Origin of the sequence: Burkholderia sp. 572, assembly GCF_040545135.1 — a bacterium.
Taxonomy (GTDB): Bacteria; Pseudomonadota; Gammaproteobacteria; order Burkholderiales; family Burkholderiaceae; genus Burkholderia; species Burkholderia cepacia.
In genome coordinates this window covers 80,381-101,592 of sequence record NZ_JBEPLH010000006.1, presented here as the reverse complement: position 1 = coordinate 101,592, position 21,212 = coordinate 80,381, and the positions used below count along the sequence as shown (strand labels likewise).

General features: G+C 68.2%; 16 protein-coding genes. 4 read left to right on the top strand and 12 right to left on the bottom strand.

What is annotated here, in order from left to right; all coding sequences use genetic code 11:
- Nucleotides 1–17: 17 nt before the first annotated feature.
- The 6 genes from yjfF to ABIC51_RS13445 form a co-directional block, all read right to left on the bottom strand.
- Nucleotides 18–1,106: a galactofuranose ABC transporter, permease protein YjfF gene (gene yjfF, locus ABIC51_RS13470; protein ID WP_354006508.1), complete on the bottom strand. Its 1,089-nt coding sequence runs from the start codon at nucleotides 1,104–1,106 to the stop codon at nucleotides 18–20.
- Complete coding sequence (locus ABIC51_RS13465) at nucleotides 1,103–2,143, bottom strand: ABC transporter permease (protein ID WP_175861692.1); 1,041 nt, start codon at nucleotides 2,141–2,143, stop codon at nucleotides 1,103–1,105. The genes yjfF and ABIC51_RS13465 overlap by 4 nt, the downstream gene beginning before the upstream one ends.
- Entirely contained in the window at nucleotides 2,140–3,654 is a 1,515-nt protein-coding gene (locus ABIC51_RS13460; protein WP_175861691.1) for a sugar ABC transporter ATP-binding protein, read from the bottom strand. The genes ABIC51_RS13465 and ABIC51_RS13460 overlap by 4 nt, the downstream gene beginning before the upstream one ends.
- A 72-nt stretch (nucleotides 3,655–3,726) precedes the next feature.
- Nucleotides 3,727–4,689 (bottom strand): ABC transporter substrate-binding protein, encoded by a 963-nt coding sequence (locus ABIC51_RS13455; RefSeq protein WP_059686211.1) that lies wholly within the window; start codon nucleotides 4,687–4,689, stop codon nucleotides 3,727–3,729.
- Nucleotides 4,690–5,225: 536 nt separating this feature from the next.
- Entirely contained in the window at nucleotides 5,226–5,489 is a 264-nt protein-coding gene (locus ABIC51_RS13450; RefSeq protein WP_175861623.1) for a hypothetical protein, read from the bottom strand.
- Between the two features lie 14 nt (nucleotides 5,490–5,503).
- The gene (locus tag ABIC51_RS13445; protein WP_059686220.1) at nucleotides 5,504–5,782 is read right to left on the bottom strand and encodes a DUF4148 domain-containing protein; all 279 of its coding nucleotides are present in this window, start codon (nucleotides 5,780–5,782) and stop codon (nucleotides 5,504–5,506) included.
- A gap of 269 nt (nucleotides 5,783–6,051) precedes the next feature.
- Here ABIC51_RS13445 and ABIC51_RS13440 point away from each other — a divergent pair, with 269 nt between their 5' ends.
- The 3 genes from ABIC51_RS13440 to ABIC51_RS13430 all read left to right on the top strand — a co-directional run bounded on the left by ABIC51_RS13440 (nucleotide 6,052) and on the right by ABIC51_RS13430 (nucleotide 12,316).
- Nucleotides 6,052–9,279 carry an efflux RND transporter permease subunit gene (locus ABIC51_RS13440; RefSeq protein WP_354006507.1) on the top strand — a complete coding sequence of 1,076 codons (3,228 nt, stop codon included), beginning with the start codon at nucleotides 6,052–6,054 and terminating at the stop codon, nucleotides 9,277–9,279.
- Between the two features lie 70 nt (nucleotides 9,280–9,349).
- On the top strand, nucleotides 9,350–10,729 hold the full coding sequence (locus ABIC51_RS13435) for an efflux RND transporter periplasmic adaptor subunit (protein WP_354006506.1): 1,380 nt from the start codon (nucleotides 9,350–9,352) through the stop codon (nucleotides 10,727–10,729).
- Nucleotides 10,730–10,759: 30 nt separating this feature from the next.
- On the top strand, nucleotides 10,760–12,316 hold the full coding sequence (locus ABIC51_RS13430) for an efflux transporter outer membrane subunit (protein WP_175899712.1): 1,557 nt from the start codon (nucleotides 10,760–10,762) through the stop codon (nucleotides 12,314–12,316).
- Here the strand turns inward: ABIC51_RS13430 and ABIC51_RS13425 are convergent.
- Nucleotides 12,297–13,808: a heavy metal sensor histidine kinase gene (locus ABIC51_RS13425; protein WP_175899647.1), complete on the bottom strand. Its 1,512-nt coding sequence runs from the start codon at nucleotides 13,806–13,808 to the stop codon at nucleotides 12,297–12,299. The two genes, ABIC51_RS13430 and ABIC51_RS13425, sit on opposite strands and share 20 nt — an antisense overlap.
- A complete protein-coding gene (locus ABIC51_RS13420) occupies nucleotides 13,805–14,482 on the bottom strand; it encodes a heavy metal response regulator transcription factor (RefSeq protein WP_021160488.1) in 678 nt (225 codons plus the stop codon). Before ABIC51_RS13420 ends, ABIC51_RS13425 begins: the two co-directional genes overlap by 4 nt.
- A gap of 199 nt (nucleotides 14,483–14,681) precedes the next feature.
- Here ABIC51_RS13420 and ABIC51_RS13415 point away from each other — a divergent pair, with 199 nt between their 5' ends.
- Nucleotides 14,682–14,939, top strand: coding sequence for a DUF4148 domain-containing protein (locus ABIC51_RS13415; protein WP_027792878.1), 258 nt, complete (start codon nucleotides 14,682–14,684; stop codon nucleotides 14,937–14,939).
- 274 nt (nucleotides 14,940–15,213) lie between these two features.
- On the opposite strand, the gene prnD is transcribed toward ABIC51_RS13415, so the two are convergent.
- The 4 genes from prnD to prnA are packed head-to-tail and all read right to left on the bottom strand — an operon-like array spanning nucleotide 15,214 to nucleotide 20,811.
- Complete coding sequence (gene prnD / locus ABIC51_RS13410; RefSeq protein WP_175853839.1) at nucleotides 15,214–16,326, bottom strand: aminopyrrolnitrin oxygenase PrnD; 1,113 nt, start codon at nucleotides 16,324–16,326, stop codon at nucleotides 15,214–15,216.
- A gap of 24 nt (nucleotides 16,327–16,350) precedes the next feature.
- Nucleotides 16,351–18,051, bottom strand: coding sequence for a monodechloroaminopyrrolnitrin halogenase PrnC (gene prnC, locus ABIC51_RS13405; protein ID WP_060084747.1), 1,701 nt, complete (start codon nucleotides 18,049–18,051; stop codon nucleotides 16,351–16,353).
- A gap of 58 nt (nucleotides 18,052–18,109) precedes the next feature.
- Nucleotides 18,110–19,195: a monodechloroaminopyrrolnitrin synthase PrnB gene (prnB, locus tag ABIC51_RS13400; protein ID WP_175853838.1), complete on the bottom strand. Its 1,086-nt coding sequence runs from the start codon at nucleotides 19,193–19,195 to the stop codon at nucleotides 18,110–18,112.
- Nucleotides 19,195–20,811: a tryptophan 7-halogenase PrnA gene (prnA, locus tag ABIC51_RS13395; protein WP_175899649.1), complete on the bottom strand. Its 1,617-nt coding sequence runs from the start codon at nucleotides 20,809–20,811 to the stop codon at nucleotides 19,195–19,197. Before prnA ends, prnB begins: the two co-directional genes overlap by 1 nt.
- Nucleotides 20,812–21,212 lie beyond the last annotated feature (401 nt).

The following is a 21,212-nucleotide window of genomic DNA, read 5'->3' as shown; positions in this document are numbered from 1 at the left end:
GATCCCGGTGTGATCCCCTACGCGCGCCGCATCGTCGACACGAGCGCCGCATCCTCGCCCGTCCCGGCCGGCCGTGCCGATGCGGCGTCGGCCGGCCTCGGCCGTTCGCCCAGCCCCGTGCCGCCGGTGCGCCGCCGCGCGGAATGCCGCTCGATCACCCGCTGCAGCACGCAGAACACGCACAGCAGCGCGCCGATCACGATCCGCGTCCACCACGAGCTCAACGTGCCGTCGAACGTGATCAGCACCTGGATCGTGCCGAGGATGCCGACCCCGAACACCGAGCCGATCACGTAGCCCACGCCGCCCGTGAGCAGCGTGCCGCCGATCACGGTCGCGGCGATCGCGTCGAGCTCCATTCCCTGCGCCTGCAGCCCGTAGCCCGACAGCACGTACAGCGTGAACACCACGCCGCCGAGCGCCGAGCAGAAGCCGCTCAGCGCGTAGACGCCGATCTTCGTGCGCGCGACCGGCAAGCCCATCAGCAGCGCCGAACGTTCGTTGCCGCCGATCGCATACACGTTGCGGCCGAACCGCGTGAAATGCGCGACGTAGATCGCGGCGGCCAGCGTCGCGAGCGCGATCAGCGCGCCGGCGCTCAGCGTGCCGCCGCCGACCGGCACGCTGATGCCCGCGATCGCATGAAACGTCGGCTCGTTGATCGTGATCGACTGCGTCGTGATCAGGAAGCACGCGCCGCGCGCGAGAAACATCCCGGCAAGCGTGACGATGAACGGCTGCAAGCGAAAGCAATGGATCAGCGCACCCATCGCCGCGCCGTACAGCGCACCGAACGCCAGCACGAGCGGCACGATGACCCACACCGGCCAGTGCAGCCGCTCGGCGCCGACCGCGCAGAGGATCGTTGTCAGCGCAACGACCGAGCCGACCGACAGGTCGATCCCGCCCGACACGATCACGAACGTCATCCCGATCGCGACGATCAGCAGGAACGCGTTGTCGACGAGCAGCCCGGTGAGCACCTGCATCGAGAAAAATCCGGTGTACATCACGGACCCGAAACCGAACAGCGCGACGAACAGCAGGATCGTCACGACGATCGGCAGCGTGCGCGGGTCGGCGAGCCGGCCAAGGAATCGGGTCATCGGGGCGTCGCTCCGGTGGTGGCGCGCGAACGCGCGGATGGCAGCAGCCGTGACGCATGCCGGACGACGAGCGCGCGCGCCGCCTCCGACTGGATCAGCGTCACGACGATCACGACGACCGCCTTGACGACGAGCGTCGCCTCCGGCGGCACGCCGATCGAATAGGTCGTGTAGGTGAGCGTCTGGATAATCAGCGCGCCGAGCACCGAGCCGGCGAGGCTGAAGCGGCCGCCGAGCAGCGACGTGCCGCCGAGCGTCACCGCGAGGATCGCGTCGAGTTCGAGCAGCAACCCGGCGTTGTTGCCGTCGGCGCTGCGCACGTTCGAACTCGCGAGGATGCCGGCGAGCGCCGCCATCACGCCCGAACACAGATACACGCCGAACACGACCGCACCCGCGCGCAGCCCGACGAGCCGCGTCGCGACCGGATTCACGCCGATCGCGCGTATGAACAGCCCGAGCGCCGTGCGGTTCACCAGCAGCGCGGTCGCCGCGATCGTCGCGATGGCGATCCACACCGCGCACGGCACGGTCGCGAGATAACCGCCGCCGAGCGCGAGATAGCCGGGCGCGCCGATCGGGATGATCTGGCCGCCCGTCAGCAGCTGCGCGACACCGCGGCCGGCCACCATCAGGATCAGCGTCGCGATGATCGGCTGCATCCCGACGAACGCGACGAGCAGCCCGTTCCAGGCGCCCGCGAGCAAGCCGACGCCGAGCGCGGCGGCCAGCGCGGCACCGACCCGCGACGGATCGCCGTCGAGCACGATCGCCGCGGCCGCGCCGGCGATCGCGACGATCGCGCCGACCGAGATGTCGATCCCGCGCGTCGCGATCACGAGCGTCATCCCGAGCGACACGATCACGAGCGGCGCCGCGCGGTTCAGGATGTCGATCGGCGCGCCGAACAGGTGGCCGTCGAGCAGCGCGATCGACAGAAAACCCGGACGATGCGCGACATCGAGCGCGAACAGCAGCGCGAGCGTCAGCACCGGCCACGCGAGCGAATGACGAAACAGCATGCGCAGCGGCGTCATGACTGGCCTCCCGCGATCAGACGGTACACCTGCTCCTCGGACGCATCGGCGCCGGTCAGCTCGGCGACCTTGCGACGGTCGCGCAGCACCGCGATCCGGTGGCTCACGCGCACGACCTCGCCGATCTCCGACGAGATGAACAGGATCGCGAGCCCGGTCTTGCACAGCGCGAGCACGCGCTCCATGATGTCGAACTTCGCGGCGACGTCGATCCCGCGCGTCGGTTCGTCGAGAATCAGCAGCTTCGGGTCCGTCGCGAGCCAGCGCGCGAGCAGCACCTTCTGCTGGTTGCCGCCCGACAGCAGGCCGATCGGCTGCTCCGCGTCGCGCGCCTTGATGCCGAGCCTGGCGATATACGACTCGGCGATCTCGCGCTGGCGCGCGCGCCCGATCAGCCGCCACCAGCCGCGCCGCGCCTGCAGCGCGAGGATGATGTTCTCGCGGATCGACAGCGCGGCGACGATACCCTCCTTCTTGCGGTCTTCCGGGCAGTACGCGATGCCGTGCCGCACCGCGTCGTGCGGCGACGCGAGCCGCGTGCGCGTGCCGTCGATCTCGATCGCGCCGGTGTCCGGGCGCTCCGCGGCGAACGCGAGCTGCGCGGTTTCGGTACGCCCCGAGCCGAGCAGCCCGGCCAGCCCGACGATCTCGCCGGGCCGCACGTCGAGATCGAGCGCGCTCATCATCCCGCGCCGGCCGACCTGCTGCATCGACAGGAACGGCGCGGCGTCGCCCGCGGTGCGCACGGCGGCCGCGGCACCCGCCTGCAGCGTATCGGACATCCGCTCACGGCCGGTCATCTTCGCGACCAGCGCGTCGACCGGCAGGTCGCGCGCCAGGTACTCGCCTTCGCGCTCGCCGTTGCGCATCACGGTGATCCGGTCGGACACCGCATAGGTCTGCTCGAGAAAGTGCGTGACGAACAGGATCGCGATGCCCGACGCCTTCAGCCGGCGCAGCACGTCGAACAGCCGCGCGACCTCGCCGTCGTCGAGGCTCGACGTCGGTTCGTCGAGGATCAGCACGCGCGCGTCGACGGAAACGGCGCGCGCGATCGCGACCATCTGCTGCACGGCGATCGGGTACGCGTCGAGCGAGCGCGTGACGTCGAGCGACAGGTCGAGTTCCGCGAGCGCCGCGCGCGCACGCGCATGGATCGCGTTCCAGTCGATCGCGCCGCGCCGCATCGGCTGCCGGCCCGCGAAGATGTTCTCGGCGACCGACAGGTTCGCGCACAGGTTCACTTCCTGGTAAAGCGTCTGGATCCCGGCCGCCTCGGCTTCGCGCGGCGCGGCGAAGCGCACGGGCCGGCCGCCGACGCGAATCTCGCCCGCGTCGTGCGCATGCACGCCGGTGAGCACGTTGATCAGCGTCGACTTGCCCGCGCCGTTCTGCCCCATCAGCGCATGGATCTCGCCGGGAAACAGCCGGAAGTCCACGCGCTGCAGCGCGCTGACACCCGGAAATGACTTGTCGATGCCGGTCATCTCGACCACCGGCGATTGCGTCATGACCCCTCCGTCGAAACGGTTGCGAAACGGTTGCGACTCGGGCGGCAGCCGCGCCGCCGCCCGCGCGGGACATCAGTACTTGCGGGTCGGCAGCACCTGCGCCGCGACGTTCATCGGGAACACCGTCTCGTTCGTGACGATCCGCTTGGGCAACTGCTTGCCGGCGACCACGTCCTTCACCGCGCTCATCAGCTGCGGGCCGAGCAGCGGGCTGCATTCGACGTCGACGTTGATCTTGCCGGCGATCATCGCCTGGAAACCGCCCTTCGTCGCATCGAACGATACGACGCTCACGTCCTTGCCGGGCTTGATCCCGGCTTCTTCCATCGCCTGGATCGCGCCGAGCGCCATGTCGTCGTTGTGCGCGTAGACGACGTTGATCTGCTTGCCGTAGGTCTTCGCGAACGCTTCCATCACCTGCTTGCCGCCGGCGAGCGTGAAGTCGCCGCTCTGCGACGCGATCACCTTGAATTTCGGATTGTTCTTGATCACTTCGAGCAGGCCCGCGCGGCGATCGTTGGCCGGCGCGGAGCCGACGGTGCCCTGCAGTTCGACGATATTGATCGGGCCCGCGTCGTTCTTGTAGCGCTCTTCCATCCAGTGGCCGGCGCGCCGCCCTTCCTCGAGGAAGTCCGAACCGATCATCGTCACGTACAGCGACGGGTCCTTCACGTCGACCGCGCGATCGGTCAGGATCACCGGGATATGCGCGGCCTTCGCTTCGGTCAGCACCGGTTCCCAGCCCGATTCGACGACCGGCGAGAACGCGATCACGTCGACCTTCTGCGCGATGAACGAACGGATCGCGCGAATCTGGTTCTCCTGCTTCTGCTGCGCGTCCGAGAATTTCAGGTTGATGCCGGCGTCCTTCGCCGCGCCCTTCACCGACACGGTGTTCGCGGTGCGCCACGCGCTTTCCGCGCCGACCTGCGAGAACCCGAGCGTGATCGGCTTTTGCTGCGCGAACGCGCCGTGCGCGAACACCGTCGCCGCGGCGACGAGCGCGCCGGCCGTCAGCTTCCTGAAGAATGTCATGGTCCGTCTCCGATGATGTCGTTGTATGCCGCTGCGCTGTTGTGGTTCTGCGTGGCGCGGGGATGCGGGTCGGGCTGCAGACCGGGCCGGCGCGTGCGGCCGGCCCGGTCTGCATGCCCCGCATCAGTCTATGAACAAGTCCGATAACCTTCCAATGAAATATTGGATTCGGGCGATATCGGAATTGGCATACGTATAAACACCTAAACGGGCCGGGGGACGGGCGCGGCGGAGATGGGGAAAGAGGCCGGCTATACGAGCGCGCAAGGCGCGATCATGGGCGGCTTCGTGAACCGGGGCGGCAGACCGGGCTCGGTCGCGAGCGGCTGGCTGATGGATCGCTTCGACCGCTACCGGGTGATCGCCGCGAGTTTTTGCCTGGCGGCACGGTCGCTCCGGGCCGTGCACGGGATGCAGTCGACGTTCCGGGCCCGCAGGTGCTCGCCTTTGCTTGGGGATCGTTCATTCCCGGCACGAATACCGGCATGAACGTGTTGACCGCGCTTTTATCCGACCGTCGCTCACGACGGCCAGGATTACCGCGCATCGCCATCGCCGGCCAAGCCGAGCCGCCGGCCGATGCCGCTGTCGCGACCGCGCGACGTCTCGCCGCCCCGATTCGGCACGACGCCGGCCGCATGCGGCCGACCGTCGTCGGCCGCGCGCGCCGGGTTCAGCGCTTGCAGCACGCTCGCTCGCCCGCCGTCGTCATCGGGCAATTGCGGCATCCCGCGTGCAAAGGCCGGCGCGACCGCCGCCGCGAGCAGCGCGGCGATCGCCAGCCGGGAAAGGCGCTTCATCGCCTGTCTCCCGGTCACTGCGCGCTGACGGCCGGCACCGGCGTCGACGCGGTCGCGGTGGCCTGCTCGCCGTGCGCGATCGCATAAAGCTCGCGATTGCGCGCGACCGTCTGCGGGCTCGGCGGATAGTCCCAGTTCGACATGGGCACGGTGCCGTCGCGCTGCGCCTGAACGAGCTCGGCGATCACGTCGGCACGGGTCGGGCCCGACGACGACGCTTGCGCGAAAGCGGCTACCGGCGTGCCGATGGCGAGGGCGAGCAGCGCGGTCGCTGCGATCAGTCTGCGATTCATGATGAAACTCCCCAGAACGGTTAGATGAGGACGCATCGTCGATGCGCCGCCGGCGGTGCCGCGGAAGCGGTTCTCCGCCCGACGTCTTCATTCTGGTGACTGCGGCCGGCACGACGCTGACCGTGACATGACAATCCTGAAATCTGCGGCGCAACGCGCAGATAACAGTTTCGTAATCTTCGAGTCAGGGCCGGGTCAACGCGGCACCGGCAGACTGCACGCTCGTCGCATCCATCGCGGCGCCCTTGCCCTGCTTCGAGGAAAACATCATGTGGATCGTCCGGCTGGCGTTACGCAGGCCCTATACGTTCGTCGTGCTCGCACTGCTGATCTTCATCGCGGGCACGCTCGCGATCCTGCGCACGCCGACCGACATCTTTCCGAACATCGACATCCCGGTCGTCAGCATCGTCTGGTCGTACAACGGCTTTTCCGCCGAGGACATGGCCAAGCGCATCACGACCAACTACGAGCGCGCGCTCACGTCCGACGTCGACGACATCGAGCACATCGAATCGCAATCGCTGAACGGCGTGTCGGTCGTGAAGATCTTCTTCCACCCCGGCGCGGACATCAATCGCGCGATTGCCGAAGCCTCCAGCAACTCCGCGTCGATCCTGCGGATCCTGCCGCCGGGCACGCTGCCGCCGAACATCATCACGTACAACGCGTCGACGGTGCCGATCCTGCAGCTCGGGCTGTCGAGCAGCACGCTCGCCGAGCAGCAGCTGTACGACCTCGGCAACAGCTTCATCCGCACGCAGCTCGCGACCGTCCAGGGCGCGGCCGTGCCGCTGCCGTTCGGCGGCAAGGTGCCCGAGATCGTCGTCGACCTGAACATGCGCGCGCTGCAGGCCAAGGGGCTCGCGCCGATCGACGTGGTCAACACGATCAACGCGCAGAACCTGATCCTGCCCGGCGGCACCGCGAAGATCGGCGCGCGCGAATACAACGTGCAGATGAACGGCAGTACGCAGACCGTCGCCGCGCTGAACGACCTGCCGGTGAAGACCGTCGGCGGCAACGTCGTCTATGTGCGCGACGTGGCCCACGTGCGCAACGGCTACGCGCCGCAGACCAACATCGTGCGCAGCGACGGCAAGCGCGCGGCGCTGCTGACGGTCGAGAAGACCGGCAGCGCATCGACGCTGACGATCATCGGCCAGGTGAAGGCGATGCTGCCGAAGATCGCGGCCGGCCTGCCGAAGGCGCTGCACATCACGCCGCTCGGCGACCAGTCGGTGTTCGTGAAAGCGGCGATCCAGGGCGTCGCGCGCGAAGCGCTGATCGCCGCGTGCCTGACGGCGCTGATGATCCTGCTGTTCCTCGGCAGCTGGCGCGCGACGCTGATCATCGCGGTGACGATCCCGCTCGCGGTGCTGACGTCGCTGTGCGCGCTGGCCGCGCTCGGCGAGACGATCAACATCATGACGCTCGGCGGGCTCGCGCTCGCGGTCGGGATTCTCGTCGACGATGCGACCGTCGCGATCGAGAACATCACGCACCACCTCGAACGCGGCGCGCCGCTCGAGGAGGCGATCCTGACCGGCGCGGGCGAGATCGCCGTGCCGACCTTCGTGTCGACGCTGTCGATCTGCATCGTGTTCGCGCCGATGTTCCTGCTGACGGGCGTCGCGCGCTACCTGTTCGTGCCGATGGCCGAAGCGGTGATCTTCGCGATGATCGCGTCGTACTTCTTCTCGCGCACGCTGATCCCAACGCTCGCGATGGTGCTGATGCGCGCCAAGGGGCACGGCAAGCAGCCGCGCGGCATCTTCGCTCGCTTCGCGCGCTTCCAGGCCGCCTTCGAGCACCGTTTCGAAGCGGTCCGCGCGCGCTATCGCGCGCTGCTGTCGGCCGCGATCGCGAACCGGCGCCGCTTCGCGGCCGCGTTCCTGCTCGCCTGCGTGGCTTCCACGAGTCTGTTCGCCGTCGCCGGGCAGGATTTCTTCCCGTCGGTCGATACCGGCGAGATCCGGCTGCACCTGCGCGCGCCGACCGGCACGCGGATCGAGGAGACCGCGCGCCTGACCGACGAGGTCGAGACGCGGATCCGCTCGGTGATCCCCGCGAACGAACTGGCCGGCGTGCTCGACAACATCGGCGTGCCGGTCAGCGGGATCAACCTGACCTACGACTCGTCCGATCCGGTCGGCGCCGGCGACGCCGACATCATGATCACGCTGAAGCCGAACCACCGGCCGACCGCGCAGTACGTGACGAAGCTGCGCAACCTGCTGAACCAGGCGTTCCCGGGCGTGACCTTCGCGTTCCTGCCGGCCGACATCGTCAGCCAGATCCTCAACTTCGGATTGCCCGCGCCGATCGACATCCAGATCGTCGGCAACCGGCTCGATGCGAACCGCGCGGTCGCGAACCGGCTGCTCGCGCAACTGCGCGGCGTGCGCGGCCTCGTGGACGCGCGCATCCAGCAGCCCGGCGACGCACCCGCGATCAACGTCGACGTCGATCGCACCAAGGCGATCCAGGCCGGGCTCCAGCAGCGCGACGTGGCGCAGAACCTGCTGATCGCGCTGTCCGGCAGCTCGCAGACCACGCCGAACTTCTGGCTGAACCCCGCCAACGGCGTCAGTTACCCGGTGCTGGTGCAAACGCCGCAGTACGACGTCAATTCGCTGCAGTCGCTCGCGAACATCGCGATGCCGACCGCCGCGCAATCGCCGCAGACGCCCGCGGGCGGTCCCGCAGCCGGCGCGGGCGCGCAGAACCTGCTCGGCACGCTGGGCACCTTCTCGCGCGCCGAGCAGCAGGCCGTCGTGTCGCACTACAACGTGCAGCCTGTGCTCGACATCTTCGCGTCGGTGCAGGACCGCGATCTCGGCGGCGTGACGGCCGACGTGACGAAACTCGTCGACGCCGCACGCGCGCAACTGCCGCCCGGCTCGTCGATCGTGCTGCGCGGCCAGGTGCAGGCGATGCACCAGTCGTTCGCGGGGCTGCTGAGCGGCCTCGTGCTCGCGATCGCGCTGGTCTACCTGCTGATGGTCGTGAACTTCCAGTCGTGGCTCGACCCGCTCGTGATCGTCAGCGGCCTGCCCGCGTCGCTCGCGGGCATCGCGTGGATGCTGTTCGTCACGAACACGACGCTGTCGGTGCCCGCGCTGACCGGCACGATCCTGTGCATCGGCATCGCGACCGCGAACAGCATTCTCGTCGTCAACGCGGCGCGCGAGCTGAGCGCCGGCGGCACGCCGCCGTGGCAGGCCGCGCTCGACGCGGGGTTCAGCCGGTTCCGCCCGGTCGTGATGACCGCGCTCGCGATGCTGATCGGCATGCTGCCGATGGCGCTCGGCCTCGGCGACGGCGGCGAGCAGAACGCGCCGCTCGGCCGCGCGGTGATCGGCGGCCTCGCGTTTGGCACGGTGTCGACGCTGCTGTTCGTGCCCGTCGTGTTCGGCTTCGTCCATGCGTGGCTCGAACGACGACGCGATGCGGCCGCCGCACGCCGCGTGCCGGACACGCCGGCACTGCCTTGAGCACGGATACCCGGATAGCTGGACTGGATACCCGCCGATTTCCTCCGACTCGCCCGACTTCGAACCCATCATGAACGACTCGACCGAACCTCTCGCCCCGATTTCCGCCGAAACGGCGGCGGTGCCGCCTGTCGCGCGCGACGCCGCACCCGACGCGCCGCCGCCCCGTCGCGGCCGCCGGCTCGCCGTCCCGCTGGCCGCGCTCGCATTCGCCGCCGCGCTGCTGGCCGCCGGCATCGTGCCGCGTATCGATGCGCGCGCCGCGCAGCGCGTGCAGGTGGCCGCGCAGCAGGCGCTGCCGGTGTCCGTGATCCGGCCCGGCGCCGCGCCGGCCGACCAGACGCTCACGCTGCCGGGTGCGGTGATGCCGTACGCGGAAGCGTCGATCTATGCGCGCACGAGTGGTTATATCGCGCACTGGAGTGCGGATATCGGCACGCACGTGAAAGCCGGGCAGACGCTCGCGCAGATCACGGCGCCCGACCTCGACGCGCAGTTGCGCCAGGCGCACGCCGACACGTCGACCGCGCAGGCGAACTACGACTACGCGAAATCGACCGCGCAGCGCTGGCAGGAGATGCTGAAGACGCAGTCGGTATCGCAGCAGGACACCGACACGAAGGTCGCCGACATGAACGCGAAGCGCGCGATGCTCGCCTCCGCGCAGGCGAATGCCGCCCATCTGAACGAACTCGTGTCGTACGAATCGGTGACGGCGCCGTTCGACGGCGTGATCACCGCGCGCAACGTCGACGTCGGCACGCTCGTCACGGCGGGCGGCACGCCGGGCAGCCCGGGGCTGTCGGGCGAGCTGTTCCACCTCGAGCAGACCGACACGCTGCGCGTGTTCGTCGACGTTCCGCAGGACAGCGCGGCCGGCGTGTCGGCCGGCACGCCCGTGTACCTGACCACGCAGCAGTATCCGGGCCGGCGCTTCGCCGCGCGCGTGGCGCGCAGCGCGGGCGCGATCGATCCCGTGACGCGCACGCTGCGGGTCGAGATCGACGTCGACAACCACGACGGCGCGCTGATGCCGGGCGCGTATGCGCAGGCGCACCTGCTCGTCGCGAGTGCGGCGCCCGCGTTCGAGCTGCCGGTCAGCGCGCTGCTGTTCCGGCCGAACGGCGTGACGGTCGCGACCCTCGCCGCGAACGGCACCACCGCGCTGAAGACCGTGCAAATCGGCCGCGATTTCGGCACGCACGTCGAGATCGTCGCGGGGCTGGCCGCGACCGATCGGGTGATCGACAACCCGGGCGATTCGATCGCCGACGGCGAGACCGTGAAGATCGTGGCGGTCGAGCCCGGCGCGGCGCAGGCGGCTGCGCGGGCCGGCTCGGCTACCGGCGTGCCGGCGGCGCCGCGCGCGGTAGCGGCCGCGGCAGCGCCGGCCGCCGTCGCGGCGCCCGCGTCGACGCCGGTTGCGACGTCGACGAAGGCCCGCAGCTGACCGTTCATGACAACCCGCGAGATCTCCACCATGTGCCTCTTTCATCCGCTCCCGTTCGCGCGCCGCGTCGTCGCGCTCGGCATCGCCGCCGCGTTGACCGCATGCTCGACGCTACCCGCCTACTCGCCCCCCACCGTCGCGGTGCCTGCGCACTATGCGGGCGTACCGGCTACGGGCATACCGGCTACGGGCATACCGGCTTCGGGCGTACCGGCTACGGCCGCCCCCGTCTCCCAACCCGGCTGGAACGTCGCCACGCCCGCCGATGCCGCGTCGCGCGGCCCGTGGTGGACCGTCTTCGACGACGCCGCACTGAACGCGCTCGAAGCGCGCGTCGACATCTCGAACCAGACCGTGAAGAAAGCCGTCGCCGATCTCCAGCAGGCGCGCGCGATGGTCGGCTACCAGCGTGCGGGGTTCCTGCCGACCGTCACGGCCGGCGTCGCGCAGAGCCGCTCGCGCTTGTCGCAGAACAAGCTCGGCTCGTCGCTCGCCGGCAAGACGACGCCCGACTACCAGGCCGGCGTCGCCGCGAGCTGGGAACCCGACCTGTTCGGCCGCGTGCGCGACGCCGTGACGGGCGCGCAGGCGAATGCCGACGCGAGCGCGGCCGACCTGCAGGCCGTGAGGCTGTCCGTCACGGCCGAGCTCGCGACCGACTATTTCGCGCTGCGCTCGCTCGACACGCAGAAGCAACTGCTCGACGAAACGGTGCGCGCGTATGCCGATGCACTGAAGCTGCTGAAGCAGCAACTCGCGGACGGCGCGATCGACGCGTCGGCCGTCGCGCAAGCCGAGACGCAGCTCGAATCGACGCAGACGCAGGACACCGACATCGACGCGTCGCGCGCGCAACTTCAGCATGCGCTCGCGACGCTGGTCGGCGAAAGCGCGTCGACCTTCACGCTGCCGCCGCGCGTGCAGGCATTCGACGTGCCGGCGATCCCGGCCGGCGTGCCGTCGCAACTGCTCGAGCGGCGGCCCGACATCGCGGCGGCCGAGCGGCGCGTCGCGGCCGCGAACGCGCAGATCGGCGAGGCGCGCGCCGCGTTCTTTCCCGACCTGGTGCTGTCGGCGAGCGCGGGGCTCGAAAGTTCGTTCTTCGCGCCGTGGCTCACCGCGCCGAGCCTGTTCTGGTCGCTCGGCTCGCAGCTCGCCGGCACGCTGTTCGACGGCGGGCGCCGCAGCGCGTCGCTGCACGCCGCGCATGCGCAGTACGACGGCGTGGTCGCCGATTACCGGCAGACCGTGCTGGCCGCGTTCCAGCAGGTCGAGGATCAGCTTTCCGCGCTCGATGCGCTCGCATCGGAAGCGAACAGCCAGCAGCGCGCGACCGACGCGGCCGACCTGTCGCTGAAGCTGACGACCAACCGCTTCAACGCCGGTGCGGTCAGCTATCTCGACGTCGTGACCGCGCAGACGATCGCGCTGTCGAACCGGCGCCTGGCCGACCAGATCGCCGCGCGCCGGATGGAGGCGGCGGTCGCGCTGCTGACGGCGCTCGGCGGCGGCTGGAACAAGGATACGGATATGGATGCGCACGCAACGGCCGCCGCGCACGCGGCCGCTACGCCGTCGGCGTCCTGACGAACGTGAGGATGAAGCGCGTGCCGGCCGCGTCGCTTTCGACGCGTGCGGTGCCGCCGTGCAATTCCATCACCGAGCGCACGATCGCGAGGCCGAGCCCGGCCGTGCCGCCCGGCACGCCGCCGCTGCGCGCGGGGTCGCCGCGCACGAAACGCTCGAAGATGCGCGGCAGCAGCGCGGGATCGATCGGCTCGCCCGGGTTCGCGACGACGACGCGCACCGCATCCGCCGTTTCGTCGACGCTCATCGCGATCACGCCGCCCGCCGGCGTATAACGCAGCGCGTTGGCCAGCAGGTTGCTGACCGCGCGGCGGAACAGTTCGAGATCGGCGGTCAGTTGCCCGTGCCCGTCGACGCGCAGCGTCGATCCCGCTTCGTCGGCCAGCCCTTCGAAATAACCGGCGATACGCTCCAGTTCGTCATGCACGTCGAACGCACGCTGCCGTGTGACGAAACCCGGATGCTCGGCGCGCGCGAGAAACAGCACGTTCTCGATCATCCGCGCGAGACGGTCGTATTCCTCGAGATTCGATTCGAGCAGCGCCTGGTACTCGTCGGGCGAACGCGGTCGCGCGAGCGCCACCTCGGTCGCGCCGCGCATGTTGTTCAGCGGCGTGCGCAGGTCGTGCGCGAGATCCGCGCTGAATTGCGACAGGTGTCCGAACGCCTGCTGCAGGCGGCCGAGCATCGCGTTCTGCGCGTCGACGAGCGCCGTCAGCTCGCGCGGCGCACGCGACGCGTCGAGCCGCGTATCGAGCTTGTCGACGGTGATCCGGCCCGTGTTCGCGACGATCTCGCGCAGCGGCGCGAGCGATGTGCGGATCAGCCAGTAGCTGAGCAGCATCGCGAACAGCGCACCCAGGCCGCCGGCGATCTTCAGCCGGTCACGGTAGCCGTCGAGCATCGCGGCGCGATCGCTCATGTTGCGCGCGATCGCGATCCGAATCGTCGAGTGGTCGCGCAACTGCGCGTCGCTGACGACGCCGCGCACGGACACGCCGCCGCCGGCCGTCCACGTTGCGATCCGGTCGGTGGTGATCCGTTCGTTCGCGGGCACCGGCGTCGCGTGCGGCGGGAACTGCGCAGCGTCGGGCAATGCCGGCGGCGCGGGCGAGGTGGGCGAGGTGGGCGTCGATGCGGCTGCCGCCGGCTCGGGCGAGTCCTCGAACCCGGTGCGCTCGACGTTGTGGCGCGCGAGCACGTTGCCCTGCCCGTCGACGACGGCGATCGACAGCGCCGCGTTGCCGAGCACCTGGCTCGTCAGCCGGTCCGCATGCGTGCGCACCGCGTCGAGCGAATCGAGCTCGCCCGCCAGCCGGCGCGTGTGCCGCGCGGCGAGCACGATGTCGAGGTCGTCCTGCGTGCTCACCTGCCGCTCGAGGGCCGTATACACATAGGTGCCGACAAGCGCGAAGACGGCGAGCATGGTCGCGCCGAACGCGAGCGCGAGCGTCGCGCCGATCGAGCGGCCGATCAAGCGGCCGAGCGTCATGCGGCGTCCTTCGGTTCGAGCACGTAGCCGACGCCGCGCACCGTATGGATCAGCTTGACCGCGAAATCGTCGTCGATCTTCGCGCGCAGCCGCCGGATCGCGACTTCGACGACGTTGGTGTCGCTGTCGAAATTCATGTCCCACACGTACGACGCAATCTGCGTGCGACTCAGCACCTCGCCCTGCCGGCGCGCGAGCAGTTGCAGCAGCGAGAATTCGCGCGGCGTCAGGTCGATCCGCACGGTGCCGCGCTTCACGCGGCGGCGCACGACATCGATCTCCAGGTCGCCCACCGCGATGCGCTCCGTCTCGCGCGGCGGCCCGCGCCGTGCGAGCGTGCGGATCCGCGCAAGCAGCTCGACGAATGCGAACGGCTTCACGAGGTAGTCGTCGGCGCCGAGTTCGAGGCCGTGCACACGATCCTGCACGTCGTCGCGCGCGGTCAGGAACAGCACGGGCGTCGCGTGCGTGTCGCGCAGCCGCTTGAGCACACTCCAGCCGTCGAGCACGGGCAGCATCACGTCGAGCACGATCACGTCGTAGCTTTCCTCCTGCGCGAGTGTCAGGCCCTCGCCGCCATCCTTCGCGAGATCGACGCTGAAGCCGGATTCCTCGAGCCCTTTCTTCAGGTACGCGCCGGTCTTCGGTTCGTCTTCGACTATCAGGATGCGCATGGTCGGCTCCGTCGCATGGGGTGGTGACATGCGCCGATGTTACCGGGAAACGCGGCGCGCGAGCCGCATCGTGCAAGCGCGAAACGGGCGGATTACAAAACTGTAATCGGCGGGTCAGCGTCGTGACTGCCGCGGCAACCAGAATGGGATACGTGGGGCCGCCCCACTCGCCCGTTCGTTCAACCACCAGGGAATCGCCATGAAACTCTTCACTGCCTTTGTCGTTGCCGCGCTGAGCCTGCCGTTCGGTACACAGGCCTTCGCCCAGTCCACGCAGGCGCCGCTCACGCGCGCCGAAATCTACCAGCAGCTGATCAATGCCGAAGCCGGCGGCCTGCTGCCGACGGACCGGAACGACTATCCGCCGTCGCAGGCGCAGATCGCGCGCAATCGCCAGCTTTACGCGCGTGCGCATCCCGATGCGGCGCCGGTTGCGACGGCATCGGCCGGCTCTTGATCTCCGCATCTGTTCGGCAGCCGGCTGACGGCCGGATCGCGCGCCGACCCGGCGCCTGTCGGCGGATTTCGCGGCGCCCGCAGCCGGGCCCGCGAAATCCTTGTCGCTCAAGCGCTCGAGCGCACCAGCCCGACGGCCGCCCGCTCGTCCGACGACGTGAAACGATGATCGCGAAAAAACGGGCCGTGCTCGGCCCGGGCATGCCGGCCGCATGCCTTTCCGGCGCGATCCTGCTCATTGGCCGGCTCCCGGCCGCCGCCTCACGCCTCGCCGCTCACTCGCGGCGGTGCGGTCGAGCGCCCGTCTCGGCGACGCGGTCGACCCAGCCCCGGTAGAACGCGCGGTACTTGAGCACGAGCTTGTCGTACCTGCTGTACGCACCGCCGCCGTCCGGCTTCATCCCGTTCCAGATCCTGACGTCGTACCCCGCGGCCTGTCGGGTCTGCAACCCGAACAGCACGTAGTCGGTCGCGCGGCGCAAGACGCCGCCCACCTTCTTGATCGAGATGAGCATGTGCATGACGTTTTTGCCGTCGCTCACCGGCGTGACGCACTGGAGCAGCTTGTATTTGAAGTGTCCGTCCAGCGCGACGGTCATCACGCACCCGCCGGGGTAGCCGTCGAAGTGCAGGTTCATCTGCGACATGTTCAGGCCGAGCGCGCGCGACAGCATGCCGAGGGGCCCGAAGTACCGGTTCACGGTGAAGTCGATCCCGGCACCGAACCACGCGCCCGCCCGGGCCAGCGGCTCGACCTCCGGCCACGGGCGCCAGTCGTCGAACAGCTTGAGTTCGAAGGCCGAGATCGGGAGCGCGTGCACGGGGGTCGCGTGCTGCGCGTCGTAGAAGTTCTCGACGATCCGCAAGACCGCCGTCGTCGTCTCGAACGCGAAGTGCAGGTGCATGAAGTCGCCGTTGTCGACGTCGGCCGCGGCGATTTCGGGCAGCGGGTGCAGCGGCTGCGGAGAGCCGTACCAGACCCACACGTAGCCGTACCGCTCCGCGGTGACCCACGTCGGCTGACGCGCGCCGCGCGGAACGGGCTCCAGCTGCCGCACCACCTGGCTGTGTCCGGGGATGTGAACGCACCGGCCCTGCTCGTCGTACCGCCAGTGGTGAAACGGGCACTGGATGCACCCGTCCGTGACCCGCCCGTCGGCCAGGTTCGCGCCGAGGTGCGAGCAGTGGCGGTCCATCACCACCGCCCGCCCGGTCGCGCCGCGCCACGCCACGCACGGACGGCCGAACAGCGTCAACTCCGTCGGCTTGTCCTTGAGGTCGTCCGAGCGCATCGCGACGTACCAGCTCGCGGCCACGCGCGTGGTCGCGTCGTACACCCCCGGGGCTTGCTCCGTGGCGACCGCTTGATCGAATTGAACGTCGTTCATCGTTTTCCTGGCGGTGTCGGCCGGCTACTTCAGCGCCAGGCCGATGCGGGTCGTGATGTACGCCTTGAGCAGCGCGAACATCGGGTTGTAGTCGAAGTACCGTTTCACCTCTGCCGGCGCGCTGGTTTGCGTCCAGTGCATCAGCTTCATCGCCGGCACCAGGCTGTACTTCGAGTTGTTGAGTTGCGGCCTGGCCCCGGTGATGCAGTACCCGAAGCCGAACATCGGCCTGGCGAACTCGCGTTCGTCGATGAGGGCGTGAATCCGCGCCGCGGCCTCCCCGGCCTCCTTGCGCCCGGCGCTCACGGCCTCGACCTCGGCTTTGGCGTCGTTGAACAACTGGTAGTACCCCTCCATGTCCGCGCACAGGTACCCGAGGTACGGAGGGTCGTTGTCCAGGTGATCGAGGTCGCCCTCGTCACGCGACGCGCGGAACCTCGCATGGGCCTGCACGAGCCGGAACTGCCCGAGGATCGTGCCGACCGCCCACAGCCGATGGAACGCGTCCCACAGGCGGAAGTCCGAGAACGCCGTGTAGCAGCAACTGACGAAGTCGTCGTTGTGGTCCAGGAGCTTCTGCTGCAGGCGCTCGATGTACTCGAAGCGCTCGGGGGAGAAGTCGTCGTCGCGCAGCGCCTTGATGAGGCGCGCCGCGAGCGCATGGATGGTCACCGCGGTGTTCTCGAGCCCCCGGGAAAACAGCGGGTCGATGAACCCGTTCGCATGCAGCATCAGGCAGTAGCGGTCGCCGACGCAGGCGCTCGACGAGAATTGCAGGCGGTCGGTCTTGACCCAGTCGCGCACCGGCACGGCGTCCCGGAACTGCGCCGCGATGCTCGGGAACCGCGCGAGGAACTCGTCGAATTCCTGCTGCGCGGAGATGTCCGTTTTCGGGTAGACACGCGGGTCGAGCTGCAGGCCGACGCTCACCAGGTTGTTGGTCGATCGCGGGTGGTTGTTGAACGGAATCACCCAGAGCCAGCCGCCCGCGAACATGTGATGCAGGGTTCCCTCGTGCCAGCGCCAGCGCTGCCCCTTGACCTTGAAGATGTCGTCGAACGGCTTGACCCCGAGCATGTGCGTGTAAATGCTGCGCGAGTGCGTCTTGAAGCGGCACGGCTCTTCGCGGAGCTTGAACTTGGTCGCGAGCGGCGCGCGCGGCCCGCCGCAATCGATCATGTACCGGCCGGTGAACCGTTCGCCCTGGGCGGTGGTCACCGCGACGCCGTCCTTGTCCGCGTGGTATTCGGTCACGTTCGTCTTCTGGCGCACCGTGCAGCCGTATTTGATCGCGGCCTGCAACAGGTAGGCGTCGACGTCTTGCCGGTAATAGTGGCTCTCCGGGCCCCACGGCAGCTCGGGAATCACGCACTGCGTGAACTCCTTCGGGTCGTGTTCCTGGCCGGGCTTGTGGAACACGAAGCCGAAGTTGCGCTTGATGCCCGTGCTCGACGCGACGTAACGCTGCGTCGCGTAGAACGACGTGATGCGGTCGAGCTCCGGAATGCCGTAGCGATCGGCGATGATGCGATTCATCAGGGACGTCTCGGGGATCGACGATTCGCCGATCGTGAAGCGCGGGTGCGACGACTCCTCGATGATCAGCACGCGAAACTGCTGGTTGGCCAGGATCGCCCCCATCTGGGTGCCGGACATGCCCGACCCGAGGATGATCACGTCGAAGTGGTTGCTGTCGCGCCCGTTCGCGGGGCTCTTTTGAGTCATGAGGGCACACTCTCCTTGTGAGATGGAACACATGGCCGCACGCGTCGGGCGTCGGGTGTCAGGGCTCGTCGAGCGCGGCGCGAAGGCGGGACCGCACGGCACGCGTGAGCGTGAGCAGATCGCCGAGCATGCTGGGCGCGTACCCCCCGCTACCGATCGTCGGGCCGCTTCGCCCGACTTCGTACGCCCGCTCCGCCAATTTGACGTGCGGCGCGCGGAAGCGCAGCAGGATCTCGAAGACCCGGTCGAGGGCGGCCAGCCCGGCCACGACGGGCTCACTCCGCGCGCCGGTCGCCTGCACCTCGTCGAGCACGCGGTCGACGAGCGAAGGCGACCCGGCGAACCGCGCGTAGATCGCCCCGAACGCGGGAAGCACGTAGGGCAGGTACGTCTCCTTGAATTCCCGATAACCCGGGTGGTCCGATTGCGACCCCCACAGCACGTGCTCCAGCACGAAAAGCGGCATTTCCACCGCACCGGGGCCGAGGTAGCTCCGGCCCCCGACCCGAATCGGTTCGTAGTACGGGCGAAGCTCGTCGTAGAAGACCTGCACCGAGATATAGCGGTAGGCGTAAACGATCGATTCGACCATCTTGTGGAGATAGTCCGCCAGCTCGTCGCACCCTTCGGCGAACGACGGCGACCGCAGGGGAACGTCGTACAGCTCGACGGTCATCCCGATGGCCGCCTCGAGCGCCGCCATCGAGATACGCACGCTCTCGAGCAGGTGCGCTTCGTCGCGCAGCCCGGTGTAGCTCCGCTGCGCGTCGGCCGCCGCGGGGTTCCAGACCGTCACGTGCAGGAGCGTCTCGCGCGGCGGCAGGCCGGTCACGCGCGCCAGGTCGAGCAGCACCGGCTCGAGCCCGGGCACCGCGTCCACAGGCTCGTGGCCGTGCCGCTTGAGCGAGCCCAGGAAGAACCCGATGTCCCGCATCGCGGCGGCGGCTTCGACGAAGCCCCAGTCGGCGGGCACGCCGCGCACCGGGAGGAACTCGCGCAACAGGCGGACGATGCCGGGCACGTCCTTCTGACGGTTCAGGCCCGGCAGTTGCAGAACGAGTGCCCGCGCCCGCAGCGGATCGCAAGCCGCCACCGCGGCGTGCGTCGCCGCGAATGCGCATGCGCGGTCCAGGGTGCGCTCCACTACAGGGTTTCCGGCGCCGCGAGCGTCGACCCGGGCTGGCTGCGAGACAGCCCCGCGCCGCCGTCGCGCAACGACCGCAGGTAGTCGTAGTTCGTCGGCAGGCTCGTCCGCAGACGCTCGGCCTCGCGCCGGATGCGGGCGAACATCGCCTCGGCCTTGTCGATCGACTCCGGCCGGTGCTGCAAGAGCGGCAGCGACCGGTCGGGCAGCAAGCCCAGGCCCGCAAAGATGCAGTAGTAGTTTCCGTTCAACCAGAAGTTCCTGAATTCGTAGTCGAACGTTTCGTAGTACGTCGAATCGTCGAACGACGTGGTGGTCAGCGGCAATCCTGCCTTGTAGCGCTGAACCTTTTCCTTGATGGCGTCCGAGAGGCGCAGGTCGTGCCGGTTCGCGAGCCAGAACGGCGTGTCGTCGCGCGACGAGGTGAAATAGTGCGCCTGGACGAAATCCCGGCAGTCGTCGAACATGTGGACGATCTCGGCGTTGAATGCGTCCGCCAGCCGCGGGTCGAACGAGGTATCGGGGAAGTGCTTCACGAGTTGGTAAAGCGCCGCATAGATGAAGTAGATTCCCGTCGACTCCAGCGGCTCCAGGAAGCACGACGAGAGCCCGATCGCGACGCAGTTGTTGACCCACGCCCGCCCGTTGCGCCCGACCCGGAACTTGATCTGGTTGAGCGGCTGCTTGTCCGACAGGCCCCAGAGGTTGAGGAAGTCGGCGGTGGCCTGGTCGCGCGACGTGAACTTGCTCGAGAAGACGTAGCCGCTGCCGAACCGGCCCAGCATCGGAATCTTCCAGGTCCACCCCGCATTCATGGCGATCGCCGAGGTGTACGGCTCGACTCCCACGCGCGCATCGGCATTCGGCACTGCACTGGCGACCGCGCTGTCGCACAGCAGGTAGTCGGACATGTCGATGAAGGGCTCTTTCAGCGCCTGGTTGATCAGCAGCCCCCGCATGCCGGAGCAGTCGATGAACAGGTCCGCCTCCAGCGTGCGCCCTTCCTTGGTGGACAGGCTGGCGATGTAGCCGCGTTCGTTCAGGTGAACCTGCTCGACCTCGTCGATCACCTGTTTCACCCCGCGCTCGATGGCCCAGCGCTTCAGGAAGTCGGCTACCAGGTGCGCATCGAAGTGCCACGCGTGGGACATCTGGCGGGTACCGTCGGACAGGCACGGTGCGAGCTTGGCGTCGAGCGCCCCGGGCTGCGGGTAGCACGCGTACTCCATCGGCTGCTGGAAGCCCTGTTCGCGCTTGCGCATCCAGTAGTGGGTAAGCGGTACGCCGTCGCAGTTCGGCACGGTGCCGAACAAGTGGTAGAAGTGATCGTCGCGCGAGCGCTCCGGGGACTTCCTCCAGTTCACGAACTTGATGGCGGCCTTGAACGCGCCGTTCACCTGGGGCATCCACTCCCGCTCCGGTATCCCGAGGAAGTCGAAGAACACCTTCTGCAAACTCGGGATGGTCGCCTCACCCACGCCGATCCGGGGGATCGCCGCGGACTCGACGAGCGTAATGCTCGTGTGCTGCTGGAGTGCCCGGACGAGGTACGAAGCGGCCATCCAGCCCGCGGTGCCGCCGCCCACGATGACGATATTCTTGATCGGGTTGCTCATGACACGGTTCTCATAGGATTTAAAACCTGAAGGGATGGTGCCGCCTGATCGAGCTGAACTCGTAAATCGTCCGGTAACACGTCATGAATGGATTGGCTTGCCGATGCGGAAATTGCCATTAACGCATCGAATGCACATGAAACTTCAGCCTTCCGAAATTTTCCATACCGTTCGCGCAACCTGTCCGATACACCTTAACAGCGTTCACGACGGCACACCTCGTAAAATTTCATATCAATTTTCATTGCTCCAAAGAAATATTCAATCCATAAAATATCGGCAAGATATTTTATGGATGAGCATTTACATTTCTAAAAATCAACATTTCATTTTTAGCCAACACACCCGTTTATTGTATAAAAACGATAAATTAACTACCCAATTAACGGGAAACGAATAAG